This is a genomic window from Mycobacterium simulans, assembly GCF_900232995.1.
Taxonomy (GTDB): Bacteria; Actinomycetota; Actinomycetes; order Mycobacteriales; family Mycobacteriaceae; genus Mycobacterium; species Mycobacterium simulans.
Genome location: NZ_OCVX01000003.1, coordinates 2,884,921 through 2,902,003, shown reverse-complemented (window position 1 = coordinate 2,902,003; position 17,083 = coordinate 2,884,921). Strand labels below are relative to the sequence as shown.

Below are 17,083 nucleotides of genomic sequence, written 5' to 3'. Positions count from 1 at the left end.
CCACTAACGTGAGTGCGATGAATGAGCAGCACCGAAACCTAGTGCTGATGCGGCACGGGAAGTCGGCCTACCCGGACGGGGTTGCCGATCACGACCGGCCGTTAGCGCCACGAGGTATTCGCGAAGCAGGGCTGGCCGGGGAATGGTTGCGCGCCAACCTGCCGACTATCGACGGAGTGCTGTGTTCGACAGCGACCCGCGCACGGGAGACCCTGGCGCGCACCGGCATCGATGCCCCGGTGCACTACGCCGAGCGGCTCTACGACGCAGCCCCAGGCACGGTGATCGAGGAGATCAACCGGGCAGGCGATGACGTCACCACACTGCTCGTGGTCGGACACGAGCCGACAACGTCGTCCGTCGCGATCATCCTGGCCGGCGCCCGCGGCACCGATGCCGATGCCGTCGACCGCGTTGCGGACAAGTTCCCGACGTCGGCGATCGCCGTGTTACACGTCCCCGGTCGCTGGAGAGATCTCGAACCGGGCGGCGCGGCGCTCGTCGGATTCCACGTCCCGCGGGATTAGGCGTTGGTGGCCAGCGTCAGCTCCATCAGTTTGATCGCCTGCCCACAGGCATCGATACCGGGCGCCTGCGGGTTGACCCACCAGCCGACCACGCCCGCCGCGTCGCTGGCGACGCCGCACGAGCCGTTGGGATCGCCCGTGCGCATCACAATCGAGTCAATGCCCTGAATCGAGCGGTTCTCAATCTGGTACTTCAGGCCCTCAGCGACTTTGCGTTCGTTGCTCAGGCTGCCTTGCTCGAACCAGAATCGAGTGATGTCGATCAGGCCGGCCGGGTTGGCCGCCTGCCACCGGCAGATCGCGCCGACGAACGTGCTCTGGATGTCGAGCGGATCGGCACCCACGGTCTTGGCAAGGATGTCGGTGGTCAGGACCTCGCATTCCTTGAGCAGGTTCGGATACTGCCTTTCGGAATTGTCGTTGCGCGGAACGCCGCCCCCACCCGCCTTAATGGCGGTTCCGCCAACCGATCGCGTACAACCGGTGAGCACGACCAGCACGGCGAGGACCGCCGCGACACCACGCATCCACCCGCTCATTTCGAATTCGCAATCGACTGACGGGTCAGTTCTTTGGCGATGTCGCAAGGCGGCGGAAATGGCTTCTGACTAAAGCTCACCGACCATTCAATGAAGTCATCCTGGAATTGAATTCCAACCTCACAAAGCGAGTCTCCCAGGCTGGGCTCGTTACCGATGGCGATGAAACCGCTGTGGCCGCTGATATTTATGTCCTCGACGCTAGCTCGCGACAGCTCCTCGGTCTTGCGTTCCCGCCCGATCGGGCTGCCGCGGTACCAGGAGAAGGAGAAGTGCGGGCCCGAGATACCGCCGCCCGCGAGCCATTGGCAGCCCACCGAATTCTTGGCGGTGTTGATCAGCCCGCCAATCCTGGTCTGCTCCGCGACCGTTTGATCGCTGACTCCCCCGCATTGCGGGAAGAAGGGACCGTGTTTGCCCTCTGAACCCCCCGGCGTCGACGGTACCGTCGCGCCCGGTTTGCTATCGCCCGAATTCGAGCACCCGGCAAGCGTCGGGCTCAAAGCCATCAAGGCCGACACTGCCAATGCCAGCGCTGTCAAATTACGCCGCACCGCACACCCGGATTCTGAGGCTGCTGCTGTTCCACACGATGCAGTGTAGGGGCAGCCCTGCGGGTCAACCACCGACACGCCACCTGATCAGGCATTTCGGGGTTACCGGTGGACGCGGCACGGATGCCCAACCACTGTGCGACAGTTACCCAATGCTCCTGGCACTGCTGCGCCAGTACATCCGGCCGTACCGCCGGCTGGTCGCGGTGCTGATGGTCCTGCAGCTGATCAGCACCCTGGCTTCGCTGTACCTGCCCACGGTCAACGCCGCGATCATCGACGACGGCATTTCCAAGGGTGACACCGCCACGATTGTTCGGCTGGGCATGGTGATGCTGGTGGTCACCGGCTTGCAGGTGCTGTGCGCCCTGGGCGCCATCTTCTTCGGCTCACGAACGGGGACGGGTTTCGGCCGGGACCTGCGCGCGGCAATGTTCGAACACATCATCACCTTCTCGGAATCCGAAACAGCCCGATTCGGCGCGCCGACGTTGTTGACCCGCAGCACCAACGACGTCCGCCAAATCGTGTTCCTGGTTCAAGTGACGGCCAACGTGCTGGTCACCGCACCGATCATGTGCGTTGGCGGCATCATCATGGCAATCCATCAAGAAGCCGCGCTGACGTGGCTGCTGCTGGTCAGCGTGCCCATCTTGGCGGTAGCCAACTATCTGATCATGACGCGCATGCTGCCGCTGTTTCGCCGCATGCAAGCCCTGATCGACGGCATCAACCGGGTGATGCGCGACCAGTTGTCCGGTGTGCGAGTGGTCCGCGCGTTCACCCGCGAAAGTTTCGAGCGTGACAGGTTCGCTCGAGCCAATGCCGCGTTGTCGAACACGGCACTGGGCGCGGGCAATTACCAAGCGCTGATGCTGCCGGTGACCACCCTGACCATCAACATGTCCAGCGTCGCGGTGATCTGGTTCGGCGGCCTGCGCATCGACAATGGCCAAATGCAGGTCGGCTCGTTGAGCGCCTTCCTGTCGTATTTCGCCCAGATCCTCATGGCGGTTTTGATGGCAACGATGACGCTGGTCGTGCTGCCGCGAGCGTCCGTGTGCGCCGAACGCATCACCGAAGTGCTCGCCACCCGCACCGCTGTCGCCAATCCGGTGAACCCGAAGTTCCCGCCAAACGGAATCACGGGCGTAGTGCGCTTGCACCGTGTGACATTCACCTATCCCGGCGCCGACTGCCCAGTGCTACAAGACATCTCGCTGACCGCGTTGCCCGGCACCACCACCGCGATCGTGGGCAGCACCGGTTCCGGTAAGTCGACTCTGGTGTCGCTGATCTGCCGGCTCTACGACGTCACCGACGGCGCCGTTCTAGTCGACGGTGTTGACGTGCGCGACTACCACACCGAGCGACTGTGGTCGGCGATCGGGCTGGTGCCCCAACGCGGTCACCTCTTCTCCGGCACGGTCGCGGACAACCTGCGCTACGGCGCTGCCCCAGAGCAGGCGGTTACGGACGAACAGATGTGGGCAGCGCTGCGGGTCGCCGCCGCAGAAGAATTCGTACGTCCGCACGGGCTGGCGATGCCTGTCGCGCAGGGTGGCGTCAACTTCTCCGGCGGCCAGCGCCAGCGGCTGGCGATCGCCCGGGCAGTCATCCGCCGACCAGCCATCTATCTGTTCGACGACGCGTTCTCCGCCCTGGACGTGCACACCGACTCCCGGGTGCGCGCATCGCTGCGCGACACCGCAAGGGAAGCCACCATCATCGTTGTCACACAACGAATTTCGACTGCAGCGCAGGCCGACCAGATTATCGTCGTCGACAACGGAAAGCTCGTCGGTGCCGGCACCCACGAAGCTCTGCTGGCCGACTGCGCGACCTATGCGGAATTCGCCGCCTCGCAGTCCGTGAGCGCCGAAGTCGAGGGCGCGCGGTGACCGCGCCGGCGGGAGTTCGGCCCCGCGGCGCGGCCCCGGACCCAACCGTGCGGTCACGGGACTTCTGGGGATCGGCGACCCGCCTGGTCAAACGGCTGGCGCCGCAACGCCGGCTGAGCCTCGCGGTGATCACACTGGGCATCACCGGGACCGCGATCGGGGTCATCGTTCCGCGGATCCTCGGCCACGCCACCGATCTGTTGTTCAACGGCGTGATCGGCCGACAGCTACCGCGCGGAATCAACAAGGCACAGGCGGTCGCCGCGGCCCGGGCCCGTGGTGACAACGCCTTCGCCGACCTGTTGTCCGGGATGAACGTGGTGCCGGGCCAAGGCGTCGACTTCGACGCGGTGGCACGCACACTGGGTCTGGCGCTGACGCTGTATCTGGTTGCGGCGCTGTTGATTTGGGGACAGGCCCGACTGCTCAACCTCGCAGTGCAGCGGACCATAACCGCGCTGCGCTCCGACGTCGAGGAGAAAGTGCACCGGCTGCCACTGTCCTTCTTCGACACCCGACAGCGTGGTGAGCTGTTGAGCCGGGTCACCAACGACATCGACAACGTGCAGTCGTCACTGTCGATGACGATCAGCCAGCTAGTGACGGCCATCCTGACCGTGATGGCCGTGTTGGCGATGATGCTGTCGATCTCACCACTGCTGGCTTTCATCACGGTGCTGACGGTGCCGGTGTCTCTGCTGACTACACGCGCCATCACGAAACGCTCGCGGCGGCTGTTCGTGGCCCACTGGACCAGCACCGGTCGCCTCAACGCGCACATCGAGGAGACCTACAGCGGGTTCACGGTGGTCAAGACCTTCGGCCACCAGGCCGCCGCGCGAGAGCAGTTTCACAGGCTCAACGACGACGTCTACCAGGCCAGCTTCGGCGCTCAGCTCTTCTCCGGTCTGGTGGGACCGGCTACCACGTTCATCGGCAACCTCGGCTACGTCGCGGTCGCGGTGGTCGGCGGCCTACAGGTGGCCACCGGCCAAATCACGCTCGGCAGCATCCAGGCATTTATCCAGTACGTCCGCCAGTTCAACCAGCCAATCGGCCAAGTGGCCGGCATGTACAACAGCCTGCAGTCCGGTGTCGCCAGCGCTGAGCGGGTATTCGACCTGCTCGACGAGCCGGAGGAATCCCCGGACCAGCACCTGCATCCCATCGGCCAGGGCCCGCGCCTCACCGGACGCGTTGAGTTTGCGCACGTGAACTTTGCCTACCGCCCGGGTATCCCGGTGATCCGCGACCTATCCCTGGTGGCCGAGCCCGGCAGCACGGTGGCGATCGTCGGACCGACTGGAGCGGGCAAGACCACGATGGTGAACCTGCTGATGCGGTTCTACGAGGTCGATTCCGGCCAAATCCTGATCGACGGGATCGATATCGCCTCGATGAGCCGGCATTCGCTGCGATCACGAATCGGCATGGTCCTGCAAGACACCTGGCTGTTCGACGGGACCATCGCGGAGAACATCGCCTACGGACGCCCCGACGCCAGTGCGGACGAGATAGCAGAAGCCGCCAAGGCAGCCTACGTCGACCGGTTTGTCCATACGCTGCCCGCCGGCTACCAAACACGGATCAGCGGCGACGGCGGCAACGTCAGCGCCGGCGAGAAGCAACTCATCACGATCGCCCGCGCTTTTCTTGCGCGTCCGCAGCTGTTGGTGCTGGACGAGGCCACCAGCTCGGTCGATACCCGCACCGAGTTGCTCATTCAGCGAGCAATGTGCGAACTTCGCCGGGACCGGACGAGTTTCGTTATCGCCCACCGCCTTTCGACGATTCGCGACGCCGACCGGATCCTGGTGGTAGTGGATGGTCAGATCATCGAGCAGGGTAGCCACGCCGAGTTGGTTGCCCGCCGCGGTGCGTACTACGCGATGACCCAGGCCTAGCACTCGTACGGCAGCGTTATCAAGAAGTTATAAAGAATCCGCCAAGCGGCCGCCCCGATGCTGAGCTCGCCCAGCCAGGAATACCACCTCAGCAAAGGACCTCAGCAATGTTCTCACCGCGCATCACCGCAGCTCTGACCACCGCCATCGGCGCTGCCGCCGTCGGGCTTGCCGTCGCAACCGCCGGTGCCGCGTCGGCTAGCACCGCCGACGAGGCTTTCATCTCCCAGATGGAGTCGGTGGGCGTCACCTTCTCCTCACCCCAGGCGGCCGTTCAGGAAGGCCACCAGGTCTGCAAGGAGCTGGCCGCCGGCAACACCGGAAGCCAGATCGCCAGCGAAATCGTCAGCCAGACCAACCTGACCTCCAAGCAAGCCGCGTACTTCGTCGTCTACGCAACCAAGGACTACTGCCCCCAGTACGCAAGCCAGCTCGCCTAGCCAACACTGGACACGCGGGGATCCCGGCCGCCGGGATCCCCGCGCTCCAAGAAGTTGTTGAGAATCCGCCAAGGGGCAGATCTGACGATCACCACATGTTCTCATCTCGGATCACCGCAGCACTCACCACGACCGTCGGCGCCGCAGCCGTCGGGCTTGCCGTCGCGACCGCCGGAACTGCCTCGGCAAGTACCACCGACGACGCCTTTATCGCCCAGATGAAGGCCGTTGGCATCACGTTCTCTTCACCTCAAGCGGCTGTTGCGCAAGGCCACCAGGTCTGCCGAGAGTTGGCCACCGGCAAGACCGGAGGCCAAATCGCCCAGGAGGTCCTCAGCCAGACCAACCTGACCACGAAGCAGGCCGCCGCCTTCGTCGTTGACGCGACCAAGGCCTACTGCCCGCAATACGCCAGCCAACTCACCTAGTCGCAGCACCAGCAGGCGGGGATTCCGTTTACCGGGGTCCCCGTTTGCTGCTGGGGCCTCATTAAGCTCGGTGTCCGGGGTAGACAGCTGTCGGCCAACATAAGGAGATGTCGATGAAGCCTCGTACCGTTGTTGCCGCCGCGGCTACTGCGCTCGCCGTCGTACTCGCGATCGGCGGCTGCGCAGGCAATGGGGGCCCGGGCGCCAAATCGTCGAGCACCACGGCCACCGGAACCAGCGGCGAGGCGGCAACGCTGCTCAAGCAGGCCACCGATGTCATGCGCAAAGTCACCGGCATGCATCTGACCCTTGCGGTGCAAGGCGATGTGCCCAACCTGCGGGTGACCAAACTTGAGGGCGATATCTCGAACACACCACAGACCGTCGCCACCGGAATCGCGACCGTGCTCGTCGGCAATACCCCGCAGGAAGCAAAGTTCGTCTTTGTCGACGGACATCTCTACTCCGACCTAGGACAACCCGGCACGTACACCGACTTCGGCAACGGCGCCTCGATCTACAGAGTGTCGGTGCTCCTCGACCCCAACAAGGGCTTGGCCAACCTGTTGGCGAACCTCAAGAACGCGTCGGTGGTCGGCAGCCAGCAAGTAAACGGGGTTGCTACCACCAAGATCACCGGGGACACGTCTGCCGACGACGTCGCGACGCTGTCCGGGTCACGCCTCACCGACGAAAGTATTTCGACCGTGCCGACCACGATCTGGACGGCTTCGGATGGGTCCTCCCACCTCGTCCAGCTCCAGATCGCCCCGACCCCAAACACTTCGGTGACGCTGACAATGTCCGACTGGGGCAAACAGGTCACCGCAACCAAACCCGTCTAGCGATTGGCGTTGCGTCACAGCATGGGAAAGGACTTACCAATGACGACGAGGATGGGCCGTCGGCGGCGGCTAACGGCGACTGTCGGCCAGTTGGCTGCCGTCACCGCGATGACCGTCGCGCTCGCTCCCACGGCACATGCCGCCGAGTCCTATGGCGCAATTGCCTATTCCGCCAATGGCTCGTGGGGCCGATCGTATGCCTACCCCACCCGGGCGGCCGCCGAGGCGACGGCGGTCAAACATTGCGGCTACTCCGACTGCAAGGTGCTCACCAGCTTCACCGCGTGTGGCGCCGTGGCGGCGAAAGATCATGACTACAAGGGCGGGGTTGGCGCCGACCTGAGCTCTGCGATGAAGGACGCGTTGTCCAAACTCGACGGCGGCTACATCGACACCTGGGCCTGCAACTAGTCGAGATGGTGGCGACCCGCCGCGCCCGGCTCCGCCGCGCTTGCGATCGCCACGAGTCCACGGGCCTTGAATCCCAAGGTAATTCGCGCGCCTTGGACTCGGCAGATCACTTCAAGAATTCGTAGAGATAACGAAAAGGCCAACGGGCGAACCTTTTCTCAACACCCCTCTGGAATGAGAAAAAGGACAGCCCGTGACGATCAACATTGCCACCGCAATCAAGACCGCCATCTTCGCCACTGCCGCCGGCGCCCTCGCGCTCGGACTGGCCAGCCCCGCCGAAGCTTCGGCGGGCACCATGTACGGCGACCCGACGGCAGCCGCGAAGTACTGGCGGCACCAGAAGTACGACGACTGCGCGATCATGTCGAGCGCCGACGTGGTTGGTGAGCTGACCGGCAAGCTGCCCTCCGAGCGGTCCATCATCAAGGTGGCCCAGTCGACTCCCAGCGTCAGCCACCCGGGGTCGATTTATGTCAAACCGACTGATAAGAACGACCCGAACTCGGGAATGGGCACCGACCCGGGCGACCTTCCGACGTTGCTGGCGCACTACGGAATCCACGCCGTGAACACCGACGCCGACAGCGCCGAACAGACCGGCGTAGCCACCGGCATGGAGGCACTCGAGCAGTACCTAGGCAGCGGCCACAAGGTGATCGTCGGGCTCAACGCCGAAATGATCTGGAACCAGCCGGTCGAGAACACGGGCAGCGACGGCCAGCCGCGCGCTGACCACGCAGTGGTCGTGACCGGTGTCGACACCGTCAACGGCATCGTGCACCTCAACGACAGCGGCAACAGCGACGGGCGTGACGAGCAGATCCCGATGGCGGTCTTCGTCAAAGCCTGGGCCGCCAGCCACGACTTCATGACCGTCACCGAGGAAACCAGCAAGTGAACACACGGCCATGCCATGAGCGCCAAGACAATTCGGCGACGGCATTGATGGCTGCGTGTGCCTGTTACCGGATCGCTGAACTTCGTACCACAATGACAGGGAATGACAGGGAAGAAACCTTGCCGGAAACACGGAATGGCTGGTAGCGCGATGATGGACAGACGTCTCGAATTCGGTCTGCTCGGACCGTTGGAGATGAGCATTGACGGCGCCCTAGTGCCATTGGGCACCCCTAAACAACGGGCGGTGCTGGCCATGCTGGTAATCAACCGCAACCGACCAGTCGGGGTCGACGCGCTCATCACCGCGCTTTGGGATGACTGGCCGCCGTCGGGGGCCAGGGCAAGTATTCACTCGTATGTGTCCAATCTGCGCAAGCTCCTCGGCGGTGCCGGCATCGACCCTCGAGTGGTATTGGCCGCGGCGCCGCCCGGTTACCGGCTCAGCATCCCCGACAACACTTGCGATCTCGGGCGATTCATCGCCGAAAAGACCGCCGGTGTCCACGCCGCCGCTGCCGGGCGTTTCGAGGAGGCCAGCCGACATCTTTCGGCGGCACTGAAGGAATGGCGTGGACCGGTGCTCGATGACCTGCGCGACTTTCAGTTCGTCGATTCCTTTGCCACGGCGCTCGTCGAGGACAAGATTCTGGCTCATACGGCGAAGGCGGAAGCCGAAATCGCTTGCGGACGCGCCTCCGCCGTGATCGCCGAACTCGAGGCGCTTACCGTGGAACACCCCTACCGCGAGCCGCTGTGGGCACAGCTGATCACCGCCTATTACCTGACCGACCGTCAATCCGACGCCTTGGGTGCCTATCGGCGGGTGAAGACCACGCTCGCCGACGACCTCGGCATCGACCCGGGCCCGACCTTGCGCGCCCTCAATGAGCGGATCCTGCGCCAGGAACCGCTGGACGCCAAGAAATCCGCCAAGACAACCGCCGCCGGCACCGTCACGGTGCTCGACCAGCGCACCATGGTCTCCGGCCAGCGGGCCGTCGCCTTTCTGCACGACGTCGCCACCGGACGCAGCTACCCGCTGCAATCCGCGGCGACCCGGATCGGGCGTCTCAGCGACAACGACATAGTCCTCGACAGCGCCAATGTCAGCCGGCACCACGCGGTCATCGTCGATACCGGCACGAACTACATCATCAACGACCTCCGGTCGTCGAACGGCGTGCACGTGCAGCATCAGCGAATCCGCGCAGCCGCCACACTCAATGATGGCGACCACATCCGCATCTGCGACCACGAATTCACGTTCCAGATCTCCGCCAACACGCCGGCCTGAGTCCGATATGACAGCGGCGCAATACTTTTCGCCGCACGCCGCCGGTGAGAAGACCTCGGTACCACGCGTACCCGATGGGATACGGCGGGTTCGAGCGGTGGTGTTGCCGCGATCTTAAGGTCATGATTACGTCATGGTTGCTGGGGCCCTGTGGTCGAACCCGGTGCGATACCCGGAGGCGGTTGATAGTGTCGGCGGGATTCGGGTTGCTTGAGGAGGATTGGTGATGGGCGAGGGGCCAGACTCGCGGGTGGGGTCAATGTTCGGCCCTTACCACCTCAAACGGCTGCTGGGCCGCGGCGGCATGGGCGAGGTGTACGAGGCCGACCACACCGTCAAGGAGTGGACGGTCGCGGTCAAGGTGATGACCGCGGAGTTCAGCAAGGACCCGGTGTTTCGCGAGCGGATGAAGCGCGAAGCCCGCATCGCCGGGCGTTTGCAGGAACCCCACGTGGTGCCCATCCACGACTACGGCGAGATCGACGGCCAGATGTACCTGGAGATGCGCCTCGTCGAAGGCACCGACCTGGACAGCGTGCTCAAGCGCTACGGTCCGCTGACCCCGCCGCGCGCGGTGGCCATCACCACCCAGATCGCCTCGGCCCTGGACGCCGCCCACGCCGCCGGGGTAATGCACCGCGACGTCAAACCACCCAACATCCTCGTCACCCGCGACGACTTCGCCTACCTAGTCGACTTCGGCATCGCCAGCGCCACCACCGACGAAAAGCTCACCCAGTTGGGCACCGCGGTAGGCACCTGGAAATACATGGCCCCCGAACGGTTTTCCAACGACGAGGTCACCTACCGCGCCGACATCTACGCACTGGCGTGCGTGCTGTACGAATGCCTGACCGGGAGCCCGCCCTACCGCGCCGACAGCGCGACCACCCTGGTCACCGCCCATCTGATGGACCCCGTTCCGCAGGTCAGCGCCGCGCGCTCGGGGATCCCCAAGGCCTTCGACGCGGTGATCGCCCGAGGCATGGCTAAAAGGCCCGAGGAGCGCTACGCCAGCGCGGGCGACCTGGCGCGAGCCGCCAAAGAAGCGCTCAGCGACCCCGACCAAGACCACGCCGAGGACATCCTGCGCCGCAGCCGGGAATCCACGCTGCCCGGCACGGCGCTGACTCCACAGCCGCCAACGATCGCTGCTGGCACCCCACCACCCGTTGCGCCGCCGCCCCCGACACCTTCGTACGCCGACCAGCTCAGTTCGGGGCCGCTGCCGCGCTCCAACCAGCCCCAGTGGTCGAGCGGCCCCATCCCGTCCACCAGCCAGCCCGCCCAGCCGCAGTACTTTCAGGGCGGCGGCTGGGGCACCACACCCCCACCCCAGCAGCCGGGCGGCCCACCGCCCTGGAATCAGCCCCCGCCAAAGAGCAGCCGCAGCCCCTGGCCGATCGTGGCCGGCGCAGCAGCCGTTGTGGTCGTCGTTGTCCTGGCGGCCATCGGCATCTGGATAGCTACCCGGCCGGACGGCACCCAGCCGATCGCCGACAACCCGTCGTCGTCGGTGACAACCCCCAGCTCGAGTCTGCCGCCCACAACGAGCCCCCCAACGACAACCACGCCAGCCGACCCGCAAAGCAGGTTGCTCAGTATGCTGCCGTCCGGCTACGCCAGCGGAAAGTGCACGCCAACCACTCCAAAGCCGAACAGCGTTTGGACTGGCGCGATAGCGATGCTCGACTGCGGGCAAAACGGCAACGACGGCGGCCCAAGTCGCGCGGTGTACGGGCTGTTCCCCACGCTCGACGCGCTCAAACAGGCCTTCAACGACGACATCGGCGCGGTCGAGCTGGCCAACTGTCCCGGACAAGGACCGTCGCCGGACACCTGGCACTACGCCAAGACGCCCGACGTGGTCGCCGGCATGATCGCTTGTGGCACGTACAAGAACCACCCCAACGTGATCTGGAGCAACGAGGCCAAACTGATGCTCAGTGACGTCTTTGGGGACCCGCCCACACTCGACGATCTGCACAACTGGTGGGCGAAGTACGGCTGACAGCTGTTGGCTGACTTCGGATCTGCCGCCGCACGAGATTGGAGCTTGCGTAACGCGAGCGAATAGTCAAGCGGCCCAACAGTTTTGGATGACGGCCGATTTGCGGGAGGGTCAGCGATGGGCGAGGCGCCAGGCTCGCGGGTGGGATCAATGTTTGGGCCCTACCAACTCAAACGACCGCTGGGCCGCGGCGGAATGGGCGAGGTCTACGAGGCCGAGCACACCGTCAAAGGGTGGACGGTCGCGCTCAAGCTGATGTCGGAAGCCGTCAGCAATGACCCGGTATTTCGCGAGCGGATGAAGCGCGAAGCCCGCATTACCGGCCGTTTGCAGGATCCCCACGTGGTGCCCATCCACGACTATGGCGAAGTCGACGGGCAAATGTTCTTGGAGATGCGCCTCATCGAGGGCACCGACCTGGACACAATGCTCAAACGCTTCGGCCCGCTCAGCCCGTCACGCGCGGTGGCCATCATCAGCCAGATCGCGTCGGCCCTGGACTCCGCGCACGCCGCCGGGGTCATGCACCGCGACGTCAAACCACCCAACATCCTGGTCACCCGCAACGATTTCGCCTACCTAGTCGATTTCGGGATCGCCAGCGCCACCACCGATGAAAAACTCACCCAGTTGGGCGCCGCGGTCGGCACCTGGAAATACATGGCCCCCGAACGGTTTACGAACGACGAGGTGACCTTTCGCGCCGACATCTATTCGCTGGCCTGCGTGCTCTATGAGTGCCTGACCGGGGCCGCGCCGTACTCGCCCGAAGGCGCGGGCATGCTCGTCAGTGCCCACATGATGGATCCCATCCCCCGACCCAGCGCCGCGAACGCGGGTATCCCCCGCGCGTTTGATGACGTGATCGCCCGCGGCATGGCCAAAACCGCCCAGGAACGCTACGCGAGCGCCGGTGATCTGGCGCAGGCCGCGCACGAGGCGCTCAGTACCCCCGATCAAGACCGGGCCGCCACCATCCTGCGCCGTAGCCAGGAATCGACACTGCCTACCGAGGTATCCGAGCCGCGAACCGTCCAGCACCCACGTCCGGTTGGTCCGCCCCGTTACCCGCCTTGGGGTCCCGGCAACCGCCCGTCGCCGCCCCCGCCTGCCCCCGCCCCGCCTGCCCCCGCCCCACCGCAACGGTTCGCTGGCGCACCTCCTTGGCGCCACGGGCCACCGGCCGCGCCGCCACGCAGACGCAACCCCTGGGCGATCGTCACCGGTGTGGCCGTGCTATTCGTGGTCCTCATCCTTGGTGCCATCGGTATCTGGGCTGCCACCAAGAATGACACCAGGTTGGGCGCTCCAAAGACGACGACCTCGACGCCCCTGACGACCACATCCACCACACCAGCAACCACGACGAGCCCCCCGTCCACCTCGCCAACGTCCGCCGCCCAAGCCCGACTGATGAGCCTGCTGCCTTCGGGTTATCCCCCCGGCACCTGCACACCGGATAGCCAACCAATGCCGGATGCAGTGGTGTCGGTGAAATGCGGGCAGAACACCGATGCCAACGGGCCACGCATCGCGGCCTTCGGCCTGTACCCCGACCTAGCAGCGCTGAAAAAAGCCTTCACCGGATTCATCGGAACCGTCACGATCGTGAGCTGCCCCGGCGGTAAGGCATCACCGGGCACGTGGTGGCACACCCAAGACCCCAACACCATCCTTGGCCAGCTCGCGTGCGGCAACTACAAGGACAGCGAGCCACAGCTGATGTGGAGCAACGAGCAAACCTTGGTATTCGGGCTGGTCGCTGGGAAACCGCAGACTCTCGATCAGCTATACAAGTGGTGGGCTTCCCACTCGTGAGCACCGGAGGCTAGGCATGCAGGACAGGATCGCCACCACGAATCCAGCCCGGCTGGAGCTGCGGGCCGCCGGACGCACCTGGCATGCCACAGCCAACCGCGTGTGGACCATAGGCCGCGCCAGCGAAGCCGATATCCGTCTGGACAATCCACGGGTGTCGCGAAACCACGCCGTGCTGGAGCCGACTCCGGACGGATGGGTTCTGACCAACCGCAGCAGCAATGGGATGTTCGTAGCCGGTCAACGGGTGGAGCGCCTCACGATTCGTCAGCGCATCACGGTGCAGCTGGGTTCGGCGACTTCCGGGGAGGTAGTGGAACTACACCCAGCCCCACCACGAGAAGTCAACCCGGTCGAACGGCCGGTCGACACGACGGTAGCCCGGCCACCGACGGCAGTGCACGCCATCGACCAGTTGGTCGTCACGATCGGCAGGGGAACCGACAACAATGTCGTCCTCAACGACTTGCTGGTATCGCGCCGCCATGCCATGTTGCGGCGGTCCGGCAACCAGTGGGAGTTGGTCGATAACAACAGCGCCAACGGGACCTACGTCAACGGGCACCGGATCAACAGAGCACTCATCGGACCCAACGACATTGTCGGCATCGGTCATCAACTGCTGCACATGTCCGGTGACCGCCTCGTGGAATACGTTGACACAGGCGATATCTCCTACGAGGCGTCCAATCTGCGAGTGGTCACCAACAAGGGTCGCGTGTTGCTGGCCGATGTCAGCTTCACCCTGCCGCAACGCAGCCTGTTAGCGGTGGTGGGGCCAAGTGGCGCGGGGAAGTCAACGCTGCTGGGCGCGCTGACCGGATTCCGCCCGGCCGACAGCGGCACCGTGCGATACGACGAGCGCGACCTCTATGACAACTACGCGGAATTGCGGCACCGCATCGGATTCGTGCCCCAAGACGACATCCTGCACACCCCGCTGACGGTGCGGCGGGCGCTGAACTACGCGGCCCGGCTGAGGGTTCCGCAGGACGGCTCCACCAGCGAACGCCAGCAGCGCATCGAGGAGGTCCTGGCCGAACTCGGACTTTCCGCGCAAGCCGATCAGCGTATCGACAGCCTGTCGGGGGGTCAGCGCAAGCGCACCAGCGTCGCTCTGGAACTGTTGACCAAACCGTCGTTGCTGTTTCTCGACGAACCCACCTCGGGCCTCGACCCGGGCTACGAGAAATCGGTAATGCAGACCCTGCGGTCGCTGGCCGACGACGGCCGCTCGGTCGTGGTGGTCACTCACAACATTGCCCACCTGAATATGTGCGACCGCCTGCTCATCCTGGCCCCCGGAGGACGGCTGGCCTACTTCGGTCCACCCCAGCAGGCATTGAGCTACTTCAACTGCACCGACTTCGCTGACCTCTTCACTCTCCTCGAACATGACAAATCCACCGACTGGACCGCCCGGTTCAATGCCTCACCCCTGCGCGCGGCACTCGCTCCCCGTTCGGCGCTGCGGCCACCGCGATCCCCCGGACCCGCCGCCAAACCCGTCGCTCAGCAGAGCGCATTCGCCCAGTTCGCCATCCTGTGCCGGCGGTATCTGGCGGTCATCGCGGCCGACCGCCAGTACTCGGTGTTTTTGCTGTTACTGCCGCTGCTGCTAAGCCTGTTCGCGTACGCCGTCCCGGGCGAAGCCGGGTTGTCATTAGCCAAGGCCATCGAACAAAAATCGACCCAACCGTCACAGCTGCTGGTGTTGCTGATCATCGGCGGTGGGCTGATGGGCTGCGCCGCATCCATCCGGGAAATCGTGAAGGAGCAGGCAATCTACCGCCGAGAGCATGGCATCGGCTTGTCCGGCGGCGCCTATCTTGCCTCCAAGTTGTTGGTCCTAACAGTGCTGACGACCGTGCAGGGGCTGATTCTGGGATTCCTGGGTGCCGCGTTCCTGCCTCCGCCCGATCAGTCGGTGCTGTTGCCTTGGCCCAGGGTCGAAGTGGCCGTGGCGGTGGTCGCTGTCACGGTGGTCTCAATGATGATCGGCCTGCTGATTTCGGCGATGATCGGCAACGCCGATCGAGGCATGCCGCTATTGGTGCTGGTGGTCTTTGCCGAACTAGTGCTTTGTGGCGGGATGTTCGGTGTGAAAGACCGGATCCCGCTGGAGCAGCTGGCGTGGTTGTCTCCGTCGCGGTGGGCCTTTGCGATGGGCGCTTCGACCGTCGATCTCAACGACCTGCGCCGGACCATACCGGGTGGGGAACAAGATCCATTGTGGGACTACGACGTCAGTAGCTGGCTGATGGCCGCTGGGGTCTGTGTCGTGCAGGCGATCGTTCTGGTGATGCTAATCGCGTTGCGCCTCAAGCGACTCGACCCGCAGCGTAAGCCACGCCGCTGACGCGCTTGGCGGCGGTGCTAAGCATCTTCGTCTCCTTGGTTTAGCTGCTGGGCAAAGCCTCTGCCCTCGCACTTGCCACATTCGTGACGAATGCTTGGGGGCGCTGACGCCCGTCGGATGCCCGGAGGTTGTTGATAGTGTCGGCGGCAATGCGGGTTGATTTGGAGGATCGACGATGAACGACGCGCAGGGCTCGCGGGTGGGGTCAATGTTCGGGCCCTACCACCTCAAACGGCTGCTGGGCCGCGGCGGGATGGGCGAGGTCTACGAGGCGGAGCACACCGTTAAGGAGTGGACCGTTGCGGTCAAGGTGATGACCGAGGAGTTCAGCAAGGACCCAATCTTTCGCGAGCGGATGAAGCGCGAAGCTCGCATTGCCGGCCGTTTGCAGGAACCCCACGTGGTGCCCATCCACGACTACGGCGAAGTCGACGGGCAGCTCTTTTTGGAGATGCGCCTCGTTGAGGGCACCGACCTGGACTCCTTGCTCAAACGCTTCGGCCCGCTGACCCCACCGCGCGCGGTGGTCATCATCACCCAGATCGCCTCGGCGCTGGGCGCCGCGCATGCCGCCGGGGTGATGCATCGCGACGTCAAGCCGCAAAACATCCTGGTCACCCGCGACGACTTCGCCTACCTAGTCGACTTCGGGATCGCCAGCGCCACCACCGACGAAAAGCTCACCCAGTTGGGCACCGCGGTGGGCACCTGGAAATACATGGCCCCCGAACGGTTTTCCAACGACGAGGTCACCTACCGCGCCGACATCTACGCACTGGCCTGTGTGCTGCACGAGTGCCTGACGGGAGCCCCGCCTTATCGCGCCGACAGCGCCGGCACGCTGGTCACCGCCCACCTGATGGACCCGATCCCCCAACCGAGCGTCGCGCGCTCGGGCGTCCCCAGGGCCTTCGACGCGGTGGTGGCTCGCGGCATGGCCAAGAAGCCCGAGGACCGCTACGCCAGCGCGGGCGATCTGGCCCTGGCCGCTCACGAAGCGCTCAGCGACCCCGACCAAGACCACGCCGCCGACATCCTGCGCCGCAGCCAGGAATCGACCCTGCCGGGTCCCCCTACGGGTGTGGCGCAACCACCGACCATGCCGGCCACCGCCATGGCGCCTCCGCCAAGTCCGCCCCCCACACCGGT

15 protein-coding genes are annotated in these 17,083 nt (G+C 64.8%); 13 read left to right on the top strand and 2 right to left on the bottom strand.

The genetic code is table 11. The features are described 5' to 3' along the window. Positions 1-17: 17 nt before the first annotated feature. The gene (locus MSIMFI_RS13975; RefSeq protein ID WP_191497645.1) at positions 18-527 is read left to right on the top strand and encodes a SixA phosphatase family protein; all 510 of its coding nucleotides are present in this window, start codon (positions 18-20) and stop codon (positions 525-527) included. Here MSIMFI_RS13975 and MSIMFI_RS13970 read toward each other — a convergent pair. Together MSIMFI_RS13970 and MSIMFI_RS13965 are read right to left on the bottom strand one after the other, a co-directional pair. Then, positions 524-1,066 (bottom strand): DUF3558 domain-containing protein, encoded by a 543-nt coding sequence (locus tag MSIMFI_RS13970; protein WP_191497644.1) that lies wholly within the window; start codon positions 1,064-1,066, stop codon positions 524-526. The genes MSIMFI_RS13975 and MSIMFI_RS13970 overlap by 4 nt on opposite strands. After that, a complete protein-coding gene (locus MSIMFI_RS13965) occupies positions 1,063-1,575 on the bottom strand; it encodes a DUF3558 domain-containing protein (protein ID WP_390633116.1) in 513 nt (170 codons plus the stop codon). The genes MSIMFI_RS13970 and MSIMFI_RS13965 overlap by 4 nt, the downstream gene beginning before the upstream one ends. Before the next feature lie 197 nt (positions 1,576-1,772). Between MSIMFI_RS13965 and MSIMFI_RS13960 the strand changes: the two genes are divergently transcribed. The 12 genes from MSIMFI_RS13960 to MSIMFI_RS13905 form a co-directional block, all read left to right on the top strand. Beyond that, positions 1,773-3,521, top strand: coding sequence for an ABC transporter ATP-binding protein (locus MSIMFI_RS13960; protein ID WP_191497643.1), 1,749 nt, complete (start codon positions 1,773-1,775; stop codon positions 3,519-3,521). Beyond that, entirely contained in the window at positions 3,518-5,425 is a 1,908-nt protein-coding gene (locus MSIMFI_RS13955) for an ABC transporter ATP-binding protein (RefSeq protein ID WP_191497642.1), read from the top strand. Before MSIMFI_RS13960 ends, MSIMFI_RS13955 begins: the two co-directional genes overlap by 4 nt. Positions 5,426-5,532: 107 nt before the next feature. Beyond that, complete coding sequence (locus MSIMFI_RS13950; protein ID WP_186244160.1) at positions 5,533-5,865, top strand: DUF732 domain-containing protein; 333 nt, start codon at positions 5,533-5,535, stop codon at positions 5,863-5,865. A gap of 95 nt (positions 5,866-5,960) precedes the next feature. After that, on the top strand, positions 5,961-6,293 hold the full coding sequence (locus MSIMFI_RS13945; protein ID WP_191497641.1) for a DUF732 domain-containing protein: 333 nt from the start codon (positions 5,961-5,963) through the stop codon (positions 6,291-6,293). 107 nt (positions 6,294-6,400) lie between these two features. Beyond that, positions 6,401-7,138 carry an LppX_LprAFG lipoprotein gene (locus MSIMFI_RS13940; RefSeq protein WP_186244162.1) on the top strand — a complete coding sequence of 246 codons (738 nt, stop codon included), beginning with the start codon at positions 6,401-6,403 and terminating at the stop codon, positions 7,136-7,138. A 39-nt stretch (positions 7,139-7,177) separates the two neighbouring features. Then, positions 7,178-7,549, top strand: a complete 372-nt coding sequence (locus MSIMFI_RS13935; RefSeq protein ID WP_191497640.1) for a DUF4189 domain-containing protein — start codon at positions 7,178-7,180, stop codon at positions 7,547-7,549. A gap of 193 nt (positions 7,550-7,742) precedes the next feature. Next, positions 7,743-8,450 (top strand): cysteine peptidase family C39 domain-containing protein, encoded by a 708-nt coding sequence (locus MSIMFI_RS13930; RefSeq protein WP_191497639.1) that lies wholly within the window; start codon positions 7,743-7,745, stop codon positions 8,448-8,450. Between the two features lie 135 nt (positions 8,451-8,585). Next, entirely contained in the window at positions 8,586-9,746 is a 1,161-nt protein-coding gene (gene embR / locus MSIMFI_RS13925; protein ID WP_191497638.1) for an ATPase/transcriptional regulator EmbR, read from the top strand. Positions 9,747-9,972: 226 nt separating this feature from the next. After that, positions 9,973-11,757, top strand: coding sequence for a serine/threonine-protein kinase (locus MSIMFI_RS13920; protein WP_191497637.1), 1,785 nt, complete (start codon positions 9,973-9,975; stop codon positions 11,755-11,757). A 117-nt stretch (positions 11,758-11,874) separates the two neighbouring features. Then, on the top strand, positions 11,875-13,575 hold the full coding sequence (locus MSIMFI_RS13915; protein ID WP_191497636.1) for a serine/threonine-protein kinase: 1,701 nt from the start codon (positions 11,875-11,877) through the stop codon (positions 13,573-13,575). A gap of 16 nt (positions 13,576-13,591) precedes the next feature. Further along, the gene (locus MSIMFI_RS13910; protein WP_191497635.1) at positions 13,592-15,934 is read left to right on the top strand and encodes an FHA domain-containing protein; all 2,343 of its coding nucleotides are present in this window, start codon (positions 13,592-13,594) and stop codon (positions 15,932-15,934) included. A 175-nt stretch (positions 15,935-16,109) separates the two neighbouring features. Beyond that, on the top strand, positions 16,110-17,083 hold a 974-nt coding region (locus MSIMFI_RS13905), incomplete at its 3' end, for a serine/threonine-protein kinase (protein ID WP_191497634.1).

Excerpts from the sequence above, each read along its gene's own strand:
- MSIMFI_RS13970 (WP_191497644.1), bottom strand. The coding sequence starts at position 1,066 with ATGAGCGGGTGGATGCGTGGTGTCGCGGCGGTCCTCGCCGTGCTGGTC.
- MSIMFI_RS13940 (WP_186244162.1), top strand. The coding sequence starts at position 6,401 with ATGTCGATGAAGCCTCGTACCGTTGTTGCCGCCGCGGCTACTGCGCTC.
- MSIMFI_RS13910 (WP_191497635.1), top strand. The coding sequence starts at position 13,592 with ATGCAGGACAGGATCGCCACCACGAATCCAGCCCGGCTGGAGCTGCGG.
- MSIMFI_RS13975 (WP_191497645.1), top strand. The coding sequence starts at position 18 with ATGAATGAGCAGCACCGAAACCTAGTGCTGATGCGGCACGGGAAGTCG.
- MSIMFI_RS13945 (WP_191497641.1), top strand. The coding sequence starts at position 5,961 with ATGTTCTCATCTCGGATCACCGCAGCACTCACCACGACCGTCGGCGCC.
- MSIMFI_RS13960 (WP_191497643.1), top strand. The coding sequence starts at position 1,773 with ATGCTCCTGGCACTGCTGCGCCAGTACATCCGGCCGTACCGCCGGCTG.
- MSIMFI_RS13915 (WP_191497636.1), top strand. The coding sequence starts at position 11,875 with ATGGGCGAGGCGCCAGGCTCGCGGGTGGGATCAATGTTTGGGCCCTAC.
- MSIMFI_RS13935 (WP_191497640.1), top strand. The coding sequence starts at position 7,178 with ATGACGACGAGGATGGGCCGTCGGCGGCGGCTAACGGCGACTGTCGGC.
- MSIMFI_RS13950 (WP_186244160.1), top strand. The coding sequence starts at position 5,533 with ATGTTCTCACCGCGCATCACCGCAGCTCTGACCACCGCCATCGGCGCT.
- MSIMFI_RS13920 (WP_191497637.1), top strand. The coding sequence starts at position 9,973 with ATGGGCGAGGGGCCAGACTCGCGGGTGGGGTCAATGTTCGGCCCTTAC.
- embR (WP_191497638.1), top strand. The coding sequence starts at position 8,586 with ATGGCTGGTAGCGCGATGATGGACAGACGTCTCGAATTCGGTCTGCTC.
- MSIMFI_RS13965 (WP_390633116.1), bottom strand. The coding sequence starts at position 1,575 with ATGGCTTTGAGCCCGACGCTTGCCGGGTGCTCGAATTCGGGCGATAGC.